Source organism: Candidatus Flexicrinis affinis (genome assembly GCA_016716525.1).
GTDB classification, from domain to species: domain Bacteria; phylum Chloroflexota; class Anaerolineae; order Aggregatilineales; family Phototrophicaceae; genus Flexicrinis; species Flexicrinis affinis.
Map to the genome: position 1 here is coordinate 70,175 of JADJWE010000009.1, position 19,584 is coordinate 89,758.

21 protein-coding genes are annotated in these 19,584 nt (G+C 62.3%); 3 read left to right on the plus strand and 18 right to left on the minus strand.

Annotated features, from left to right (window positions below):
* Positions 1 to 51: 51 nt before the first annotated feature.
* From IPM16_19470 to IPM16_19495, 6 genes are all read right to left on the minus strand, one after another.
* Positions 52 to 1,227, minus strand: a complete 1,176-nt coding sequence (locus IPM16_19470; GenBank protein MBK9125283.1) for a hypothetical protein — start codon at positions 1,225 to 1,227, stop codon at positions 52 to 54.
* Positions 1,228 to 1,327: 100 nt separating this feature from the next.
* A complete protein-coding gene (locus IPM16_19475) occupies positions 1,328 to 1,591 on the minus strand; it encodes a hypothetical protein (GenBank protein MBK9125284.1) in 264 nt (87 codons plus the stop codon).
* 157 nt (positions 1,592 to 1,748) lie between these two features.
* Positions 1,749 to 2,300: a Uma2 family endonuclease gene (locus tag IPM16_19480; protein ID MBK9125285.1), complete on the minus strand. Its 552-nt coding sequence runs from the start codon at positions 2,298 to 2,300 to the stop codon at positions 1,749 to 1,751.
* A gap of 465 nt (positions 2,301 to 2,765) precedes the next feature.
* Positions 2,766 to 3,818 carry a hypothetical protein gene (locus IPM16_19485; GenBank protein MBK9125286.1) on the minus strand — a complete coding sequence of 351 codons (1,053 nt, stop codon included), beginning with the start codon at positions 3,816 to 3,818 and terminating at the stop codon, positions 2,766 to 2,768.
* 120 nt (positions 3,819 to 3,938) lie between these two features.
* Positions 3,939 to 4,316, minus strand: coding sequence for a type II toxin-antitoxin system death-on-curing family toxin (locus IPM16_19490; protein ID MBK9125287.1), 378 nt, complete (start codon positions 4,314 to 4,316; stop codon positions 3,939 to 3,941).
* Positions 4,316 to 4,537: a hypothetical protein gene (locus IPM16_19495; protein MBK9125288.1), complete on the minus strand. Its 222-nt coding sequence runs from the start codon at positions 4,535 to 4,537 to the stop codon at positions 4,316 to 4,318. The genes IPM16_19490 and IPM16_19495 overlap by 1 nt, the downstream gene beginning before the upstream one ends.
* Before the next feature lie 121 nt (positions 4,538 to 4,658).
* On the opposite strand from IPM16_19495, the gene lpdA reads away from it, so the two are divergent.
* Positions 4,659 to 6,065 (plus strand): dihydrolipoyl dehydrogenase, encoded by a 1,407-nt coding sequence (gene lpdA / locus IPM16_19500; protein MBK9125289.1) that lies wholly within the window; start codon positions 4,659 to 4,661, stop codon positions 6,063 to 6,065.
* Between the two features lie 287 nt (positions 6,066 to 6,352).
* Here lpdA and IPM16_19505 read toward each other — a convergent pair whose 3' ends face one another.
* The 7 genes from IPM16_19505 to IPM16_19535 form a co-directional block, all read right to left on the minus strand.
* Positions 6,353 to 7,120: an alpha/beta hydrolase gene (locus tag IPM16_19505; protein ID MBK9125290.1), complete on the minus strand. Its 768-nt coding sequence runs from the start codon at positions 7,118 to 7,120 to the stop codon at positions 6,353 to 6,355.
* A gap of 161 nt (positions 7,121 to 7,281) precedes the next feature.
* Complete coding sequence (locus IPM16_19510; protein ID MBK9125291.1) at positions 7,282 to 8,190, minus strand: GNAT family N-acetyltransferase; 909 nt, start codon at positions 8,188 to 8,190, stop codon at positions 7,282 to 7,284.
* Positions 8,191 to 8,220: 30 nt separating this feature from the next.
* Positions 8,221 to 9,129: a GNAT family N-acetyltransferase gene (locus IPM16_19515; GenBank protein ID MBK9125292.1), complete on the minus strand. Its 909-nt coding sequence runs from the start codon at positions 9,127 to 9,129 to the stop codon at positions 8,221 to 8,223.
* A 67-nt stretch (positions 9,130 to 9,196) separates the two neighbouring features.
* Complete coding sequence (locus IPM16_19520) at positions 9,197 to 10,345, minus strand: M20 family metallopeptidase (protein ID MBK9125293.1); 1,149 nt, start codon at positions 10,343 to 10,345, stop codon at positions 9,197 to 9,199.
* A gap of 31 nt (positions 10,346 to 10,376) precedes the next feature.
* Positions 10,377 to 11,696: a hypothetical protein gene (locus tag IPM16_19525; GenBank protein MBK9125294.1), complete on the minus strand. Its 1,320-nt coding sequence runs from the start codon at positions 11,694 to 11,696 to the stop codon at positions 10,377 to 10,379.
* Positions 11,697 to 12,020: 324 nt separating this feature from the next.
* Positions 12,021 to 12,494, minus strand: a complete 474-nt coding sequence (locus IPM16_19530) for a hypothetical protein (GenBank protein MBK9125295.1) — start codon at positions 12,492 to 12,494, stop codon at positions 12,021 to 12,023.
* Positions 12,495 to 12,697: 203 nt separating this feature from the next.
* Positions 12,698 to 13,225 carry a hypothetical protein gene (locus IPM16_19535; protein ID MBK9125296.1) on the minus strand — a complete coding sequence of 176 codons (528 nt, stop codon included), beginning with the start codon at positions 13,223 to 13,225 and terminating at the stop codon, positions 12,698 to 12,700.
* A gap of 277 nt (positions 13,226 to 13,502) precedes the next feature.
* Between IPM16_19535 and IPM16_19540 the strand changes: the two genes are divergently transcribed.
* Positions 13,503 to 13,853, plus strand: a complete 351-nt coding sequence (locus IPM16_19540; GenBank protein MBK9125297.1) for a VOC family protein — start codon at positions 13,503 to 13,505, stop codon at positions 13,851 to 13,853.
* Positions 13,854 to 13,856: 3 nt separating this feature from the next.
* Here IPM16_19540 and IPM16_19545 read toward each other — a convergent pair whose 3' ends face one another.
* The 4 genes from IPM16_19545 to secA form a co-directional block, all read right to left on the minus strand.
* Positions 13,857 to 14,069: a DNA-binding protein gene (locus tag IPM16_19545; protein ID MBK9125298.1), complete on the minus strand. Its 213-nt coding sequence runs from the start codon at positions 14,067 to 14,069 to the stop codon at positions 13,857 to 13,859.
* 229 nt (positions 14,070 to 14,298) lie between these two features.
* A complete protein-coding gene (locus IPM16_19550) occupies positions 14,299 to 14,919 on the minus strand; it encodes a hypothetical protein (GenBank protein MBK9125299.1) in 621 nt (206 codons plus the stop codon).
* Positions 14,912 to 15,289: a hypothetical protein gene (locus IPM16_19555; protein ID MBK9125300.1), complete on the minus strand. Its 378-nt coding sequence runs from the start codon at positions 15,287 to 15,289 to the stop codon at positions 14,912 to 14,914. The genes IPM16_19550 and IPM16_19555 overlap by 8 nt, the downstream gene beginning before the upstream one ends.
* A gap of 36 nt (positions 15,290 to 15,325) precedes the next feature.
* Positions 15,326 to 18,145 (minus strand): preprotein translocase subunit SecA, encoded by a 2,820-nt coding sequence (gene secA, locus IPM16_19560; GenBank protein MBK9125301.1) that lies wholly within the window; start codon positions 18,143 to 18,145, stop codon positions 15,326 to 15,328.
* A 257-nt stretch (positions 18,146 to 18,402) separates the two neighbouring features.
* On the opposite strand from secA, the gene IPM16_19565 reads away from it, so the two are divergent.
* Positions 18,403 to 18,798, plus strand: a complete 396-nt coding sequence (locus tag IPM16_19565) for a RidA family protein (protein MBK9125302.1) — start codon at positions 18,403 to 18,405, stop codon at positions 18,796 to 18,798.
* 21 nt (positions 18,799 to 18,819) lie between these two features.
* On the opposite strand, the gene IPM16_19570 is transcribed toward IPM16_19565, so the two are convergent.
* Complete coding sequence (locus IPM16_19570; GenBank protein MBK9125303.1) at positions 18,820 to 19,569, minus strand: PKD domain-containing protein; 750 nt, start codon at positions 19,567 to 19,569, stop codon at positions 18,820 to 18,822.
* Positions 19,570 to 19,584: the final 15 nt, after the last annotated feature.

The window sequence follows — 19,584 nt, forward strand, 5'->3', positions numbered from 1 at the left end:
CGAGTAGAGTTGACCTTTGTGATCACATTTTGGGAGCGGACATACTAGTTATCAATTCTTTGACCTGCCGAACTGAATTGCTCTAGCACCTTCCAGTAGTATTGACCGCAGTGAATTTTCTCTCTTAGCAATCTGCTCGAGATGTTGCTGAGTCACGACCACACATATCGCGTTGTCTTCATGGTAGGCGCGTCGAATCAGGCTATCTGCAGCTCGATCCTTATCTTGTCCGGTAATGCCGTTGCGCGAGAAAATGGCACCAAATTTGGTGTGACTCAAGCGCATCCGATACAGAAAGTAGCCGACTTCACTTACCCCGATCGGCGTCGACCAATTCTTGCACTCAATTAGGAAGCTCCGACCAAACGTCTCTGTGTCGACTGTAGGTGACAAGTGACTGTTGTGAACTACTAGGTCATGCTCCCCATCTTGTGTCTCACTACGCACGTTTCTTCGCGGAGTCAGACCCGGCATTAGCATAACGAGATATGCTGCCAGCGTTTCGAGCGCATTCCCGATGGCTGTAGTGGTTTTGTGATGAGCATCAGTGTTTGCTAGGAGCGCGCGCAGGTATGCTTGATTAACCGGAAACTCCAACAGCGATGTCGGTAGGGCGAATAGATGAGAATGCTCAGGGTGCGTTATCGCGAACTTCACGATTGCGTCTTCAGGAAAGCCGGAAGAAAGCGCCCAAGAGTCATGTTTGCGCGCTCGGCCATGCATAGGCTCAATCAGGTGGTTGAACTGCTCAAGTGCCTGTGCACTCATTCCGAGCCTGTTGCGAACCCTCTGCATGCCTTCACCGACACGATGACCTACAAGATAGTCATCGCCGTGGGTGAGAATTGACCAGTAGAACATCGCTCCTTGGTCATTCAGTTTCTCGTAGAGCATGGAAAACCAAATAGTCAGTCCCGCTTTGTATGTCTTCACTTTTTCCTGAAGCTGGAGTCCATTGAGATAGTCCCAGCCGTTTAGGAGTAATTCAGTACCCGTGAATGGCATCCCTATCTCTAGGAACCTCATGGCGGTAGCTCCGTAAAGTCTGACCAATTCCTCCGCCCGAGTCTCATCTTCATACTCAGGACGCGGATCGAGAGGACCGCCACGCTGTGACGAGGTTTGCAGGTAGGCAATGATCTTCTGCAGTACTTCCTCTGAATGGAATCCATCGGACTGTTCTCCGTCAATGAAAAACTGATGGATCATCTCATTGTGTGTGACCAAGAATGCCCCCATTTGACAAATAGACGACTCGCGTGCGCAGGAATTTGGGATCAGACTGAAAGCTGTGTTAGCTACGCTCTCTGACCAATTTCCCGTACTCCTAACGTTGTAGAGACCGTTTTTGTGCTGGCGCGGCCCGCGTAGTTTCACGATTCTGGGCCTGAAGCAATTTGACGATTGCCGTCTGTAGCTTGATGATACGGTCAAGCATGATGGCCAGCCCTGCGGTGAAGAGAGCTCCGACCAAGAGCGCCAATGCGATCCCAAGCCAATTGAGATCACTACCACGGCTCAAGATTCCACCCAAAATAACAAACACCAGCAGCGCCAACTGTAAACCTACTGCGAAGATCATTGGCTGCATCGCATACTCCGCATGGTAATGAAATGGTTACAAGATACTATAAAGTATTGGCTGATATGACGCAACTAACTCGCGCGCGTTGAAACCCGCTTCAGCGGGTCTGCGGACTAGCGCGGGGCTTGAGCCTCGGGCGGCGGCACGCGCCGCACCCCGCAAGCTACCCGCCGAACACCGTGCGCAGCGGGATGCTCAGGCCGGGGAGAACGTCGCCGCCGTCGAGTGAGTCGTCAATGTGCAGCACGCGCACGGCCCGCCCGGGGGCGTAGATGACCGCCGCCTTGCGCTCCGGATAGATCACCCACACGGTCGTCCCCGCGGACAGATAATTGGCAACCTTCACGGTAAGGCGCTCGGCGGAGGCGGTCGTCACCGGATGCTCGACCTCCACGGCCAGATCAGGCGGCAGCCGATTGTAGCCCTCGCCGTCCAGCTCGGTCTGGCGCGACTTGAGGACCACGCCGACATCCGGCGCGTAGCGTTCCCCGAACACCCGGTAGCCGCCGTCTGCGCCGGTGACGTGGGCGATGTCGTTCTGCATCACGTGGACGTTGATTAGCGTGGCAATCATCACGGCGATTTTCGAGGCATAGGCGTTCGATGGCACGACGTGAATCTCCCCGCCGATGAACTCGAGTATCTTGTTGTCTTGATCCTCAAGGGCCAGCTTCTCAAACGCCTCGGCCGTGAGGGCGGTGACCTGCTCAAACATGCGGGGTCATCCTCGCCATGTGGACATGTCTAGTATAGCGGATCGCCTGAGTTGCTGCGCCCGGCGGGGGGCGGGGGGGGGGGGGGGGGGGGGGGGGGGGTGGGGGGGGGGGGGGGGGGGGGGGGGGGGGGGGGGAAAAGGGAGGGGGGGGGGGGGGGGGGGGGGGGGGGGCGGGGGGGGGGGGGGGGGGGGGGGGGGGGGGGGGGGGGGGGGGGGGGGGGGGGGGGGGGGGGGGGGGGGGGGGGGGGGGGGGGGGGGGGGGGGGGGGGAAAGGGGGGGGGGGGGGGGGGGGGGGGGGGGGGGGGGGGGGGGCGGGGGGGGGGGGGGGGGGGGGGGGGGGGGGGGGGGGGGGGGGGGGGGGGGGGGGGGGGGGGGGGGGGGGGGGGGGGGCGGGGGGGGGGGGGGGGGGGGGGGGGGGGGGGGGGGGGGGGTGGGTGGGCACAGCTACGCCGGTCTCCCGCGCCCTCACCACCCGCCGGCGGCAGGGACAGACAGCAGCGCCGGGTCGCCGCGGGCAATGCCGCCGGCGTACATGGCGAGCAGGAGGTAGTCGACATGGAAGATGTCCGCCGCTGTCGGGCTTTGCACGCTCGCGATCACCTTCTTGACGTTCTTACTGGCGAACTCGGCGTAGAACACGCCGATCGTCGACCACGTGTTTGACGTCGTGTTCGTGAACTGCTTCGTGGTGCTGACCTTGGTGGCCGGCGTGCCGTCGTTATAGGTGATCTTGATCGCCAGCTTCACGTTCGAACCGGACACCGGCGTGCTGTTGAAGCTTCCCGACATCCGGAGCAGGTCGCCGGGCTTGATCTTGAGATGGTCGAGCGGGAGCGACACCTTTTGCAGCAGCTTGCCGCCGGCAATTCCCCGGAACTCGACATCGCACGTACCGACGCACGTTCGTACAATTTTCGGCGGATTCGTGTCGCCTTTGCGCTTCCACGGCGATCCGAGCGCGTTCGTCTCGAAGCTGAAGTCGTCGAGCATATTGGTGAACGAATTGACCCGGATGCTCACGCGGGCTTGCGACGGTGCGAGCACCGTCTGCGGGTTCATGCTGGCGATGCGAACGCGGTAAGTCGCCGCTGTCAGCGGAACTTCGCTGAGCACGGGCCAAATGTCGTTGTCGCACATGATGTGATTTGGCAGCGGGACGTCAAGCCGGTACAGCGTGACAAGGACGTTGTAGTTGACCCAGTAGACTCCGGTGTTGAAGAACGTCCCGCTGGTGTCGATGGTCACCGTCCCGCTGTATGGCATCGTGAACGTGAACCACACGCTGTTCTTCGAAAAGTCGGACGGGTCGCAGGTCGTGTCTTCGATCAGCGAGCCTTCGAGCGTGGCGTCTTCGACTCCGGTGATGGTCGCGCGACCGTTGAGCTTAACGTGGACGGCATCGTTGGCGTTGTCGCCCGGGATCGGCGTGCGTGGGGCAGGCTGCGCCTGCGTGGATGTCATGGTGCTGAGGAATAGGAGGGCTGCGAGGATCCCGACACGGGCGGCGCGGGCGAGCATGGGCCGTCTCCTGTTAACCAGCGGTAGTTACAGGATATGCGATTCTGGTCCGGCCGCCAACTCACCGGGACGCGGGTACTGTGAACGTGTTTCGCCGAGTAAGGTTCGGCATGAGCTGGCTTATTCTCGCGCCCTAACCCGAGCCGCGATCCAATCGCGCACATCGGCTACCGTGCGTTCACCACGCGCAACGCTGATCGTGAAGTCGTACGCATCGTCTTCTTCCCAAGCTTCGGCAAGGCCATTGAGATTCAGGAACACGACAAGCGTAATAACGGCAGTACGCTTGTTGCCATCTACGAAGGGATGATTGAGGATTAACGAGTGAAACAGGGCCGCACCCTTGTCAACGACCGTCGGATACGCATCAGAGCCGAAAGCACTTGCCCGCGGTCGCATCACGGCAGACTCGAGCATGTTGACGTCCCTAACCCGTGCCGTACCTGCAAGGATCGCTGCATTGATCGCAGTGACCTCTCCGACGGAAACGTATCGCATTAGCTCTCAGCGAGTCGATTCAGGAGTGGCTGATGCTTCTCGATTGCCTTGTGCACGGCGTCAATGAACTCCGAACTGACGTCATCGCTGCCTTTGAGGTAGGCATCAAGAACGCGAGCTGCGAGCTCACTCGACGTCAATCCATGCTCGGATGCCATCTGTTCGAGTTGGGCGCTCTGCTGTTCATCCAGCGTGACGATGAGAGTGTTGATTTCGGCCATGTTCGATACCCGTTAACCTGATCACAGTATAGCTGATTGCCTTCGCCCACGTAACCTCTCCCCCGTACGGCGCGTCTGTTACAATATGCCGAGATCCCACCATTTATAGGAGTCCCGAGATATGGCGAACGAGTACGATGTCGTCGTGCTGGGCGCTGGCCCCGGCGGCTACGTGGCCGCGATCCGCGCCGCCCAGCTTGGCCTGAAGACGGCCATCATCGAGAAGAAATACTGGGGCGGCGTGTGCTTGAACGTCGGCTGTATCCCCAGCAAAGCCCTGCTGCGCAACGCCGAACTGGCGCACATTTTCACGCATCAGACCGAGCAGTTCGGCATCAAGGTCGACGGCACGGTGTCGTTCGACTTCGAGGCGGCGTACAAGCGCAGCCGCGAGGTCAGCGACCGGCTGACCAAGGGCGTCAAGTTCCTGATGAAGAAGAACAAGATCGAGACGTTCGACGGCTGGGCGACGTTCACCGACCCGCACACGCTGTCGGTCGAGCTGAACGACGGCAAGACGCAGACCGTGCACGGTAAGAACATCATCATCGCCACCGGCGCGACCACCCGCCTGCTGCCGGGCCTGAAGGTCACCGACAAGGTCGTGACCTACGAAGAGCAGATCATGACCGACAACCTGCCCAAGTCGATCGTGATCGTCGGCGCGGGCGCCATCGGCATCGAGTTCGCTTACGTGATGAAGAACTACGGCGTCGACGTGACGGTGGTCGAATACCTCGACCGCGCGCTGCCGCTGGAGGACGACGAGGTCAGCCGCGAGCTGGAGAAGGCGTACAAGAAGCTGGGCGTCAAGCTGATGACCGGCCACGGCGTCGAGAAGGTCGAGGAGACCAAAAACGGCGTGAAGGTCACAGTCAAGGCGACGAAGGACGGCAAGACGAGCGAGATCGAGGCCGAGAAGGTGTTGGTCGCGATCGGGTTTGCGCCGCGCACCGAGGGCTACGGCCTCGACAAGACCGGCGTCAAGCTGACCGAGCGCGGTGCAATTGCCATCGACGATCACATGCGCACAAACGTCTCGCACATCTTCGCCATCGGCGACGTCACCGCCAAGCTGATGCTGGCGCACGTGGCGGAGGCGATGGGCATCATCGCGGCCGAGGCGATCGCCGGGCACAGCCCTAAGCCGCTCGAATACAAGATGCTGCCGCGTGCGACGTACTGCCAGCCGCAGGTCGCCAGCTTCGGTTATACCGAGAAGGAAGCCAAAGAGGCCGGCTTCGAGATCAACGTCGCCAAGTTCCCGTTCCAAGCCAACGGCAAGGCGCTCGGCCTCGGCGAGTCGACCGGGTTCGTCAAGCTGATCAGCGACAAGAAGTACGGCGAGCTGCTCGGCGGGCACATGGTCGGCCCGGATGTGACCGAACTGCTGCCGGAGCTCACGCTGGCGCGCTATGCCGAACTGACGCCGGACGAGATCGCGCGCAACGTGCACGCGCATCCGACCCTCAGTGAGGCGATCAAGGAAGCGGCGCACGGCCTCGAAGGGCACATGATTAACCTGTAGGAGAAGACGTCAGCGGTCAGAAGTCAGTCGTCAGGCTAAAACACGGCCAGATTCGTAGGGCCACGGCACTGCCGTGTCCAATGCACCTCACCCCAAACCCCTTTCCGCACGGAGAGGGGTCTTTGCTTGCCGCGAGTGTGCTTGTCTCCCCTCTCCCTCAAGGGGAGAGGGGCCGGGGATGAGGGGAGTGGGGTGCGCGGATCACAAGGGCGAGCCAGCGGCTCGCCCCTACTGACGTCTGGTACCTGAAGTCCGCATTCTGACAACTGACTCCTGATACCTGAGAACTATCCTGCCAAAAACGCCCCGATCGCCGCGACGGCCTGCGCGCCGGCGCTCTCGTACAGCATCGTGTAGTGATTGCCGGCGACACGCACGTACTGGCAGTTGGGCAGCATCGACAACGTTTGCTGCGCGCCGTCGTCAGTCAGCACCGGCGGTGTGGGCGCAGGGCCGACGCCTTCCGTGCCGTGAATGAGAATTGCGGGATGGGTCGCACGTGGCATGGTCGCGTTCCAGTCGACTTCGAGGATCTGGTCGACGGCGGCGCCGATGACCTCGGGCCGGCTGCGCGGCAGCACTTGACCGTTCGGCAGGTCTTCGACATCGGCGCGGTAGTAGGCGACGATGTGGTCGTTCCAGATGCCCTGATGATATGCCGGGATCTGCTTCATGGCGGCGAGGTAGGCGTCGAAGCTGGCGACCGGCTGACCGAGCCGCTTGAGCGCCGGCGCGATCAAGTCTTTCACAGCCGGGTGCATCACGCCTGCGTCGAGGATCACCATCTTCTTGACCCGCTCGGGATAGTTCGCGCCGAGGTAAATCGTCATCAGCCCGCCGTAACTGTGCCCGCCGATGTTGGCGCGTTCGAGGCCGAGCGCGTCCATCATGCCGACGATGTCGCGAGCGTGATCTTCGGGGCTGTACACGGCGCCGGAAGGCTTATCGCTCAGGCCACGCCCGCGCAGGTCGACGGCCAGCACCCGCGCGTGTTGTGTGAGGCCCGCGGCGATCAGACCGTCGAAGTGGTGGCAGTTGGCGGATAAGCCGTGCATGAGGATCAGCGGCTCTCCGTCGCCGCCGTGATCGATGTACGCCAGTTTGATACCATTTGTCTGTACGAATTTCTGCTCGCTCACCGGTTTCCTCCGTTGGCGTAGGTCGCGCTAATGGCGGGTATTGTACCGCGCTGTGCGGCGCCAACCCGCACGGGCGCCTAAAGCACGAATGCCGGATTAGTGATGCAGTACCGGTCAAACTGTCCGAAGCGGTGGTCGCTCAACAGCAGGCCGAACGACTTGTCGATTTCGAACCCGCGCCCAAGCAGGTACTGAATCGCCACGCGGTTCGACATCGGCACGCGCACGGTGAGCGACTCATGGCCGTGCTGTGCGGCGAGCGTTTCGGCGTGGGCGAGAACTGCCGGCAAGTCAGCGGCGCTCAATGCTGCAAACGGCCCGCTGCGCTCGCCGACATAGCCGTAGCCGATAATTGTATCGTCGCGCACGGCCGCGAAGCCGGTGCGACTTCGCAGAAACAAGCCGTGTTCGGGATCGCGCCGGAAACCCAGCACGGTCTCATCCACCATGCCGAGCTGCTCCAGCAGCTCCGGCGAATCGGTCAGCGGCATGATGCTCAGGCCAACCGGCGGCAGCGGCACGACCTCAGGACGGCGTGTGTATGCGTGGACCGACAACTGCGCCGAGACGCCGGTCTTGAGGTAACGCACCAACGCCCGCGAGTCCATCGTCGCGAGGATGCAGCGATTGGTTGCACCGTCTGACGGGAATGCCCGCGCCAGAAGTTCACGCCCGATACCGCCCGCCTGTCGGCCGGGCAGGACGAACAGCTCGGTCAGTTCGCGCACCGATCCGCGCAGGATCGAGCGTGCATAACCGATCGCCTCGCCGTCTTCTTCTGCGATCCAGAAGTGTTCGCAGTGCGCGGCAAGGTGGTCGAAGATGGCGCGATAGCGCGGCCACTGGTCGGCGACGGCCTGTGCGTCGATGACCGGCGCATTGGGCGCGCTGCCGCTGCGGCGCGAAAGGTCGGTGATCGACGCGAGGAACACGGCATAGGCCGCGTAGGAGTCCGCCGGCGTGCCCTGCCGAACTATGGTCGTCATCGTCGTTGGCCGCCTTTCCGGGCCGTGCGCTTACACGAAGAACGGCGGTACAGTCAGCAAATACTGCTCGAACGCGCCGAACGGCGTGTCGCTGAGGAAGAACGTGTAGAACGGGTCGATATGGTAGCCGCGCCCGATGAGATAGCCGAGCGCCGAATGATTGACAGCCGGGACATCGATCCCGAACTCCTCGATGCCGAGCGACGCGGCGTGCGACTCGGCGTGGGCGAGGATGGCCGGCAGGTCGTGGGAATCCAGTGCGGCGAACGGCCCGCTGCGCTGGGACACGTAGCCATAGCCGACCGGTGCGCCGCCGCGCCAGTAGGCGAAGCCCTGCCGGTTTGCCGTCAGCCACGCCTGCTCGGGGTCGCGTCGGAAGCCAAGCAGCTTGGAGTCGACCTCCGCGACGAACGCGATGTCCTGCGCCGACCCGGTCAGAGGCGTGACGCTTACGTCAGGGTCGGGGGGCTCGACCGTCACAGGTTCCCGATACATCCCGAAGATCGTAAACTGCGGACGCACGCCGGATTTCATGTAGCGGCCCAACGCGCGCGTGTCCGACGTGGCGACGATGAAGCGGTTGGTCGCGCCCTCGGCTGGAAATGCCAGCGCCAGCAGTTCACGGCCCACCCCGGCCGACTGGTTGCCCGGATGCACGAAGAACTCGGTCAGTTCGCGCACGGTCCCGCGCAGGATCGAGCGGGCATAGCCGACGATCTGGCCGGCGTTCTCGGCGACCCAGAAGTGCTCGTTGTGCTCGGCGAGGTGCTGGAACAGCGGGCGGTAACGCTGCCATGCCGCATCGACCTCGGCCGGGTCGAATGCGTTCGCGGCGACTTCCATACCGATGCGGCGCTGCAGATCCACGACCGCGGCGCGAAACACGCCGAACATTGCGTATGAGTCGTTTGTCGTCCCGGGTCGAAATGTAACGTTCACAGCCACCTTCCCTTCGGGTAACCGGACGTGGTGCGGCGCCGATCGGGCTGGCGTCGGGTTATGCGAGCTACTCGCTAACCCACTCCTTCAGCATACCGGCGACGAGCGCGGCGCGCTGCGGCAGGCTGTTGATCACGACGTGTTCGTGCAGCGCGTGCAGGCCATCGCCTTGCGGGCCGAGGCCGTCGAGCGTCGGGACGCCCATCGCCGCCGTGATGTTGCCGTCGCTGCCGCCCCCGCTGCCATCTTCACGCACGGTCAGGCCGAGCTTCTCGCCGATCGCCTTGCACTGGGCGAACGAGCGCTCCATCTGGGCGTTGTGCTCCATCGGCTCGCGGCTGTGAATCTCCTCAAGCCACACCTTCGCGCCGGGGATATGCGGATGCAGATTGCTCAGGCTGTCCTTGATCGTCGCCAGCGCGCGCAGGGTCATCACGCGGGTGTCGATGTACGCGCTGGCCTTTGCCGGGATGACGTTGCCGGCGCTGCCGCCGTCGATCATCGTGACGCTGACGGACGTACCGTTCTTGAGGTCGTTGAGCTGATTGATCTTGTCGATCTGCTGAGCCAACTCGACGATGGCATTGATGCCCTTCTCAGGCTGATTGCCAGCATGAGCGGCGCGGCCTTCGACGTGCACGCGGAAGGTCGCGAGGCCCTTGCGCCACGTCTTGAGCGCGCCTTCCTGCGTGGCCGGTTCCATGACCATCACGAGGCCACAGTCTTTGGCCGTCTCGCGCAGGACGGGGATCGAGTAGATGCTGCCGACCTCTTCATCGCTGGTCATCAGCACCCATACCGGGCGGTTGGGGAACTGGCCGAGCTCACGCAGGCCGCGGATGGCGGTCAGGACGATCGTGATGCCGCCTTTCATGTCAATGGCACCGGGACCGAACAGCTTGCCATCGGCGTCGATGGTGACCGGGCGTTCGGCCAGCGTGCCCAACGGCCACACCGTGTCGATGTGGATCAGGAACATCAGCGGCTTGCCGGGGGCGTCCTCGTTCCACTTCGCGAGCAGAAAGTCACCGACGGCGGTCTGCGGGATGCGGGTGATCGAGGACGCGCCGAGTGCCTCGAACTGCTGGCGCATGTGTTCGCCGAGCGCATCGACCGACGCCTTGTCGGTGGTTGGGGTCTCGAAGTTGACCAGCGCGGTCAATTGATCGACCATCGCCTGCTTCTGACCCGTGAAGTAGGTGAGCAGTTCTGACATTGTGTTCGATTTCCTTACTGCCTGTGGGGAGTTAGAACGGGCAAAGATCCTGCGCCGTATACGACGGACTGCGGCTTCCATAGCGATTGAGCTGCGCCAAGGCTTCCGGCGCGGTCTCGATTATAGTCCCGACCGCTTCGCAGGCGCTACTGACATTGGCCGTGCTTTGGAACGTCTCAAGGAACGTGCGGGCCATCTGCGCGTAGACCGGCGTGCGTTCCGGATCGTCGTAAATGCGCTGAATTTCCTGAAAGGTCGTGGTTTGCAGCGGGCTGGCCTGCACGACTTGTGCTTGCAGCAACCGGTACAGCGCGTAGCTCTGCAGCAGGTCGGGCTCGTCGTTGAACCAGAAGCGGAGGTCGGTGTTGTCGATGGCGCCGCGGTAGATGGTCTCGGCGGCGGCGTAGTCCCCGCGTAGGAGTGCGCGGTCGCCTTCGTGCAGCACCTGAATCTTGAAGCGCGGCGGCTCAAGTTCCACGATGCTTAGCACGTATTGGCTGCCGTTCCAGTCGTAGATGTTGGTGCCGGTGCGCAGCGGCCCGGTCTCGGCCGTGCCGCGCGACGTCAGCCGTACGACGATCTCGCTGACCTCGTCATTGTCGAAGTCGAGCACCTGCGCCGGATCGGTGCTGGTGACGTTGGGTGGCAGCAGGTCGACAAATCGCGAGCGCACCGGCGAGAACGTCACGAGCTGGGTGCGGTATTCACAGGTCTCGGCGGTGGGGCAGGACGGGATCGCCAGCAGCAGGTCGTTGCGGCGGTCGCGGTTGACGTCGAGGAAGGCCAGCACAGTCGGCGCTTGATCGGTATCCGAGACGGCCTCGAACAACACTTCGACGGTGCCGGCACGGCAGCCGAACACCGCGACGCCCGCTTCGCCGTCTGGCGACACGTACGGCACAAGCACGTCGGGGCGACCTTCACCGGTATAGTCGATGTCGGCGCGGGCGATGGCGTCGTTCGGTGTGACATCCCAATCGTCCTTCAGCACGTCGATCAGTGTTTCGGCGTCGCCGCCGAGGTTCAGATAACGCGTGATCTCCTCGATCAGCACGGTGGCGTTGGCGGGCGGGGAGTCTTCGAGCGCGACCTCGGCATTGGCGGCCGGACAGGCGGAGAAGTCGGGTGTGGCGGTGGCGGGCGGGGCGATGGCGACGACCGTCGACGGGGCGCTGAGGTCGGGCTGGCCGATCAGCGAGACGCCGCTGGGCAGCAGATCGCCGTACACGACGCGACCGATGGTGGCGGTCGGGAACGGGGTAATCGCGCGGCGCGCCGGCTCCGGTGACGGGACGCACGCGGCGAGCAGCAGTAGGGCGATCAGGGCGGGGACGAGCGTCGATCTAGGCATGGCCGGAAGTATACCATGCACAGGGAAAGCGATCAGGATTCAGGATTCAGATGTCGGGCCGGTGTATGGGCGAGCCGACGGCTCGCCCACTTCCGCCGAGCGTTGAAACGCCCGGCTGATCGGCCCGAAACCCGCTAAAGGGGTTGGCTGCACAGCGCTCGCCAAACAACCGGAAATTTCACCGTGACGAGCATTCATGCTGGCGTAAGCTGTACATACGCTGCTTGGCTCAGCCCCTTCAGTGGGCTTTGATCTTGTTAGCCTCGGGTTTCAACCCGTGGCGGTGTAGGGGCGGCGCGCCGGGGCGATCGCGTTGTCCGTGAGTCACTCCTCGCTGCCCTCGTCTGCCGCATCCGCGGTCGGCAGCATGGTCGGGAAGGGGCCGAGGTTGACCGGCGTCGCGCGGCGGGCGACCTCGATGTCCCGGATGTGGCTCTCGTCCAGATAGCCCACTGACGTTGTCGGCATGCCGCTGGCGGCGTCGATCCCGATTTCGAGCGCGACGAATGGACCGTAATTGCCATCGCCGCCATACAGCCTGACGTCTTCAAGATTGCCCCACACCCGGTACACGAACGTCTCGCCCACAGTCGGCAGCGCGTCGATCATGCCGTGCATCTGGCGGTAAGCGTAGGTTGTGATTCGAGCCGAAAACTCCCGGGTGGGTTCGCCTTTCATCCCCCAGAAGTGTGCCACGCGACGGGCTTCGGCGAGCAGGTCGGCGTCTGTCCACTCTTTGGTTGACGCCTGATGACTGACCAGGAACATCACCACTATCATCAAGACAGGTAGGAACATGGTCGCCAGAATCCTGAGACGAGTTGACGTAAGCATAGTGTGTTTTCCGATCCTCACTATCCTAGACCGAGGTGATAGCAATAGTAGCTAACCGGGGCAGTGGCCGACGCAACCTGACAGACGTAACCGTCCTGATATAGGCGCTCAGAGCTGGAGTTCCACAATTTCGTAACAAGACTTCCGTCACTCTTCAATTTCACCCACTAAAGATTGGAAAACCACGGATAATTCAGCGATTCAACGCCAATCAGAGCCTCGCTTCCCGCAACGGCTGCATTTGCAATATCAAAACCTGTCTGAACCGAGGTAAAGCTTACTTGTGGATATCCATTGAAGAACATGGTCCATCTTCCTCCGCCGGCTCCGTAATCCCAGAGAACGGAAAAATCAGATGTCTGCTGCACGATATTACCCACATGGACTGTTACAACGCTGCTTGTTGTGAACTTGTATGAATAAACGAGTGAGTAAGAAGCTGGGCCGTAGTATCGATCATAGACCCATCCAATCTCCAAGAATGCATTGGCTGGCGCGCTGCCGGCTGTAATCTGCGGGGTTACAGCCACACGATTGAAGACACCTAATCCAGAACCGCCTGCATCTAAGTTGGGGTTTGTCATTGTGATCGTACCGATGACTCCCCGAACTTTGCCCTCCTTAACGAACTGACGCGTGGCGTTACTCAAGGCAAGTGTCGACGATGCAAGTGCGACTAGTACGAGCGCTACCATAGGAAGACGTAGAGTCCTGAACATATCCTGATATTTTCCTGAATCTGGAACTGACAATAATGAGTTTACCCCCCCCAAGATTCTATGTCAACTAGGACATAAGTACGACCGGGCTATGGCTGTTATGATCTCTGACATCCGGCCAGTCGGCTGTCGGCAGCATAGTCGGGAAGGGGCCGAGTTGACCGGCGTTGCGTTCCTGTCCGCCGCCCGGTTTGCGTGAACACTAGAACGCATGTACTATTATCGTAACCCGAAGCGCGGCAGGAGATGTGCCATGATCCTCGATAAGTTCACCATCGCGACCACCCACACCGAGGCGATGGTCGCCTTCTACAACGCCGCGTTCGACGCCGACCTTAAACCGATCCACGGCACACCGTTCTACGCGGGCACCCTCGCCGGACTTGCGCTTATGTTTTGCCCGAATGAGATCGTGCAGATCAAGGCCGAGAAGAACCGGATTCAGATGCGGTTCACGGTGGAGGACGTTGCGGCGGTCGTGGCGCGGGCGTCCGCGCACGGCGGTGGGCCGTACGGCGAACGCTATGAAGATGACACGACTGCAATCGGGTGGGGGATCCACGACCCCGACGGCAACTCGATCGAGCTGCGGCAGGTGAAGTAGTCGCTAGGGCTTGAACGTCAGGCCGCGGTCGGCCAACGCCTCACGCAAGATGCGCATCGCCTTTGGTCCCATGCCGTGCAGCGTGAGCAGATCCTTCTCGGTGTGCTGCGTCAACTGCTCAAGGCAGGTGATCCCGACGCTTTCCAGCGCGCGGGCCGCCGGCGCACCTGTCTTGGGCAGGTCGGAGGTGGGTTTGGGCGCGTGTTTAGCCGGCATGGAGTCCTCCACGATGCACAAAGTGATGAGTGATGAGTCCTAAGTGATGAGAAGACCTGTTACCTCGTCGCCGGGCATAGATTTCGATCGGATTGATCGGGTTTGAGGCACTCAATCTTGTAGGGGCGACCTGCCAGGTCGCCCGCGTGCAGGATTGCGGGAATACGCGCTGCTCACGTGACGCCGCTCGCCGATACGAGACTCATCACTCGGCACTCAGCACTGTCCCTTATCCCCGCTCCGCTAACAGCCACGACCACGCGCGCCACGTGACGATCGCGCACAGGGTGAGGCTGGACGCCAATAGCAGCGGATAGAGCAGGCCGAGGAGATCACCGGGAGGCCGGGCAAGCAGGCGAGCGCCGGCCGATAGCAGCAGCCCCGTACCGGCGACGTAGTGCCACGTGTGATAGTGCGGGCTGCGGTTCAGGCGCACCATGCGCTGTGTAAAGCGCCCGAGCAAGATAACCGCGACGCCGAGCGCCGCCGGGCCGATCACTCCGCTCACCGCGATTAACAGTGGGGGAGCGGCGGCAGCCGAAGGGCGTGCAGGCGGGGGCGGAGCGCCCCGCAGCATGAACCATGCCAGGCGCACCGTCAGGATCAGGGTGACGATTCCGCTGATGGCCTGCATCTGATCGGCCAGCGAATCGACCGGTGTGCCGGTATTCGCCTCTCGGACAAACGCCGCGGCATACCCCAGGACGGGGATGCCGTACAGGCGCCAATAGGTATGATGCGGGCTGAAGCGGTCGTAGAACCGCGCGATCAGCAGTAGAACCGCCAGCAGGAAAGCCAGCGGAAACCATGCGAAGAGGATAAGCGCCTGATAGACGACAAGCTCAACCACGCGCCACCGCCGCGGTGGACGGTTGCTCCGATCGCATCAGACACTGGATGACGGTTAGCCGAAAGTCACGATTGCGGCACGCAGCCAGAAAGTTGTCGACCGTACGGCGCAGGCCACTGTATTGCGTTATCCGGTAGCACGTTTCGCCATGCCCTCGTACGGCCACGACGATACGATCCTCGTTCAAGGCGCGCAGGCCGTCTTCGACCTCCGCGAGCGGACGCCGTGTGCGTGCGGCGATCTGGGCGGCACTCAACATGGTTTCCGGCGCGTCGCTCAGGACTCGCAAGATGTCCCATTTGAGGAAGCTATTGATCGTACGAAGCGCGACCTCGACCAGCGTCGTCTCAAACGGGATTTGTGCTGCCATTGTCGTCACACACTTCCTGCCTGCTGATAACCGTTCCTAACTGCGCGCGTCAGAAATTCGATCCTGTTTCATGTGACACTTCTTGTATTTCTGCCCGCTGCCGCACCAGCACGGATCGTTCGGGCCGGGCCGCTTGATGGCGCGGACGGGCTGCGGGCGCTCGGGGCCGCTGTTTCCGGCTGTGGCGGTCGCGCGCTCAGCCGGGGATGCGGCGGCGAGCTCTGGCGCGGCGGCGCGACCGGTGGTCATCGCGCGGCGCTGCGGCGTGGCCTGCGCCTGCTGAATCTGTACGCGGAAGATGCTGTTGAGCGCCTGCGTCCGCACGCGCGCTTCCATGTCGTCGAACATATCGAACGACTGGCGCTTGTACTCCACCAACGGGTCGCGTTGAGCGATGCTAACGAGTCCGATGCCCTCGCGCAGGATGTCGAGGTCGGTCAGGTGGCGCTGCCACTGATTGTCGATCGACATGAGCAGGATGCGCTTCTCGGCCAACAGCATGACCGGGCCGAGTTCTTCGGTCTTGCGATCATAGGCCTTTTCGCCCGCCTCGAGCAGCAGGGCCTTCAGCGCCGCGCGGTCGTCGCCACAGAGGTCGATCGTGTCGTCAGTGATGTCCTCCGGCACGGGGAAGATCGTCAGCATCTGACGGTAGAGCATGGTCGCGTCCATCTCGCTCTCCGGCGCGAAGTACGCGTCCAACTGCTCCTCGATCGCCTCGTCGAGCATCTCCATGTACTGATCGCGCAGGCTTTCGGTGGCGGTCAGGATGTCGCGCCGGCGCTGGTAGGTCAGGTCGCGCTGGCGGTTGACGACGTCGTCGTATTCCTTGACGCGCTTGCGGGTGTCGAAATGATAGCCTTCGACGCGCACCTGCGCCTGCTGGATCATGCGCGTGATGAGGCTGTGCTCGATCGGCTCGTTGTCGGGCAGCTTGGCCCAGTTCATCACACCGCGCATGCGCTCGCCGCCGAACCGGCGCACGAGGTCGTCATCGAGGCTGAGCATGAAGCGCGACTCGCCCGGGTCGCCCTGACGGCCTGAACGTCCACGGAGCTGGTTGTCGATTCGGCGCGCCTCGTGACGCTCGGTGCCGAGCACGAACAAACCGCCCGCGTCGATCACCTTCTGCCGTTCGGACTTGGTGATCGCCTTGGCCTCGGCGAGCGCCGCTTCCCAGTCGTCGTGGGTGACCTGCGTGACATCGATGCCCTTTTCGCGCAGCATCTGGCGCGCAAGCCCGTCCGGGTTGCCGCCAAGCAGGATGTCGACACCACGCCCGGCCATGTTGGTGGCGATGGTCACGGCGCCAGCACGCCCGGCCTGTGCGATGATCCCGGCCTCGCGCTCGTGCTGCTTGGCGTTCAGAACTTGATGCGGAATCTTCGACTTCTTGAGAAATTCGCTGAGGCGTTCGCTGGTCTCGATGGCGACCGTACCGATCAGCACAGGCTGGCCTTTGTCGTAGCGTGCCTTGATTTCGTTCGCGATGGCCTCGAACTTGGCCTTCTCGTTGATGTAGATCAGGTCATTGTTGTCGGCGCGTGCGATCGGCAGGTTGGTCGGGATGCTGACGACATCGAGTTTGTAGATCTTGTAGAACTCTTCCGACTCGGTCATCGCCGTACCGGTCATGCCGGCCAGCTTGTCGTACATCAGGAAGAAGTTCTGGAACGTAATGGTCGCCAGCGTAAGATTCTCGCGCCGGACCTCGACATTCTCCTTCGCTTCGATCGCCTGATGGAGACCTTCGCTGAAACGCCGGCCGTACATCAAGCGGCCCGTGAACTCGTCCACGATGATGATCTGGCCGTCCTGAACGACGTATTCCTTGTCCTTGGTGTACAGGGCATGGGCGCGCAGGCAGTTGTCGAGATAGGGGATCATCTCGGCGTGTTCGGGGTGATACAGCTCGTCAATGCCGAGCAGCTTCTCGATCTTTTCGGTGCCGGCCTCGGTCAGGAAGGCGACGCGATCCTTCTCGTCGACGACGTAGTCGCCATCAGGCGCTTCGTTGACGACGCTGTCGTGACTGCTCACCTTGAGCCGGCGCACTAGGTCGGCAAACTTGCGATAGAGATCGGACGGCTTCTCGGCCGGACCACTGATGATAAGCGGCGTACGCGCTTCGTCAATTAGGATGTTATCGACCTCGTCGACGATGGCGTAGTGCAGGCCGCGCATCTGCACGAGCTGGTTCTCTTCCCACACCATGTTGTCGCGCAGGTAGTCGAAGCCGAACTCGTTATTGGTGCCGTAGGTGATGTCCGCGCCGTAGGCCTCCACGCGCTTGACCGGGCGCAGATTCTGATAGCGTGCGTCGTTGCTGCCGAACTGCGGGTCGTACAGGAACGACGCCATGGCCGGGTCGTTGCCCATGTTCTGAATCACGGCCACGCTGAGGCCGAGGAAGTCATAGATTGGGCCCATCGTCTGCACGCCGACCTTGCTCAGGTAATCGTTGGGCGTGATCAGATGGACGCCTTTGCCCAGCAGGGCATTGAGGTAGATGGCGAGAGTGGCGGTGAGCGTCTTGCCTTCGCCGGTCTTCATCTCGGCGATCTTGCCCTCGTGCAGCACCATGCCGCCGATGAGCTGAACGTCGAAGTGACGCTGGCCGATAGTGCGCTTGGCCGCTTCGCGGACGACCGCGAAGGCCTCCGGCAGGACGGCTTCCAACGGCTCGCCCTCTTCGATGCGTGCCCGGAACGCGTCGGTCTTGGCGCGGAGCTGTTCGTCCGTTAGCGCGGAGATCGTGGGTTCGAGCGCGTTGATCTGATCGACGCGGTCGCGGTATTCATTCAGCACACGGTCGCCGCCGCCGCCGAAGAGTCGTTTCGTGATCGAGCGGAACATGCGTCCTTCTTCGTCTGAGAGACGTCAATTTGGCCACCGCATTATAGCACAGCCTCCGCCTCGCGAATCTCAGGGGAGCGTAAGCATCGTATATGCGTTGTATTGGCGGCATGACTATCACGGCGGAGCGATGGTAATAATCGGTCGTATAATAAGGGTACGGCGGCTCCGTTCGGCAAAGCGCGCCGGGCGGGACGCCCACCGGTCCGATCACGCCGGGGCATACCGTATAGATAGACAGATAGGGGTTTATTGCCATGCTCGAACAGACTCGTATCCCCGTTCGTTCTACACTCGCCGAAACGTTTCCGTATTCTCGCGCAGTCCGCATTGGCAACGTCATCACCGTATCCGGTACGGGGGCGTATGGCCCGGACGGCAACATCGTCGGGCCGCGTGACCCTTATCAACAGGCCGTGCGCATCTACCAGATCATCGACGATGCGCTAAGGCACTTCGGCGCAACTCGCAACGATGTCGCCCGCGTCGGGATCTACGTCACCAACATCAAGCACTGGGAGGCGGTCGGCCGGGCGCACAAAGAGTATTTCTTCAGCGAGCCGCCGGCAGTCACGCTGACGCAGGTCTCCGCGCTGCTGTATCCGGAGATGCTGGTTCTGATCGACGCGATGGCGGTCGTCGCGGAGTCGTAACCCCGCGCCTGCTGCGAGACGCTATTCTTCCTCTGGCACCGGGCATTCGCCGGTGATCGTGGTGAACCAGTCGGCACGGACCCAGCCGGTGACCGTGCGGCGCACGTAGTACCACGTGTTGCCTTCATCGTCGTAGGCCGCCAGATTGGTTGAAAGCGAACCGCTGGTGACGCGACCCTTTGGTGCTCCACGATTGCTCGGCGTGTTGAGCATGGTTACCGGACTGCGCACCGACAGCGTGCAGGTCGGCAGGCGCAGTGTCAGACCGCGAATGGCGGTGCTGCTGCCGCTGACGTTCCTGACGGTGAGCTGTACGACGTAGCGCCCTTCGGCAGCGTAAGTGTGCGAGGGTTCGAAATCGGTCGAGGTCGTGCCGTCGCCGAAGTCCCACAGCACTAACCCTCTACCGCGGGTACGATTGTCGAACTTCACCGTGAGCCGGCGCGAGTCCGCGATGCCAAAGCTGGCGCGCGGCGCGGCTGGGCCGGGCGTGGGCGTGATCGTCGGCGTGTTGGTGGGCGTTAACGACGCGGTCGGTGTCGCGGTATCCGTGGCGGTTGCGGTCGGTGTCGAAGTGGCGGTCGGGGTCGGCGTGGGCGTATCTGTCGCGGTGGCGGTCGCAGTCGCAGTCGCCGATGCCGTGACCGTCGCAGTCGGGGTCGAGGACGGCGTTGCCGTGGGTTCGGCAGCGCCGGTGCAGCCGATGGCAGCGGCCGTCGCGACGATCAGCACCGCACCCAACCGGATGAGTCGTACGTGTCGAGCGTTCATCGTCCCTCCAACCAC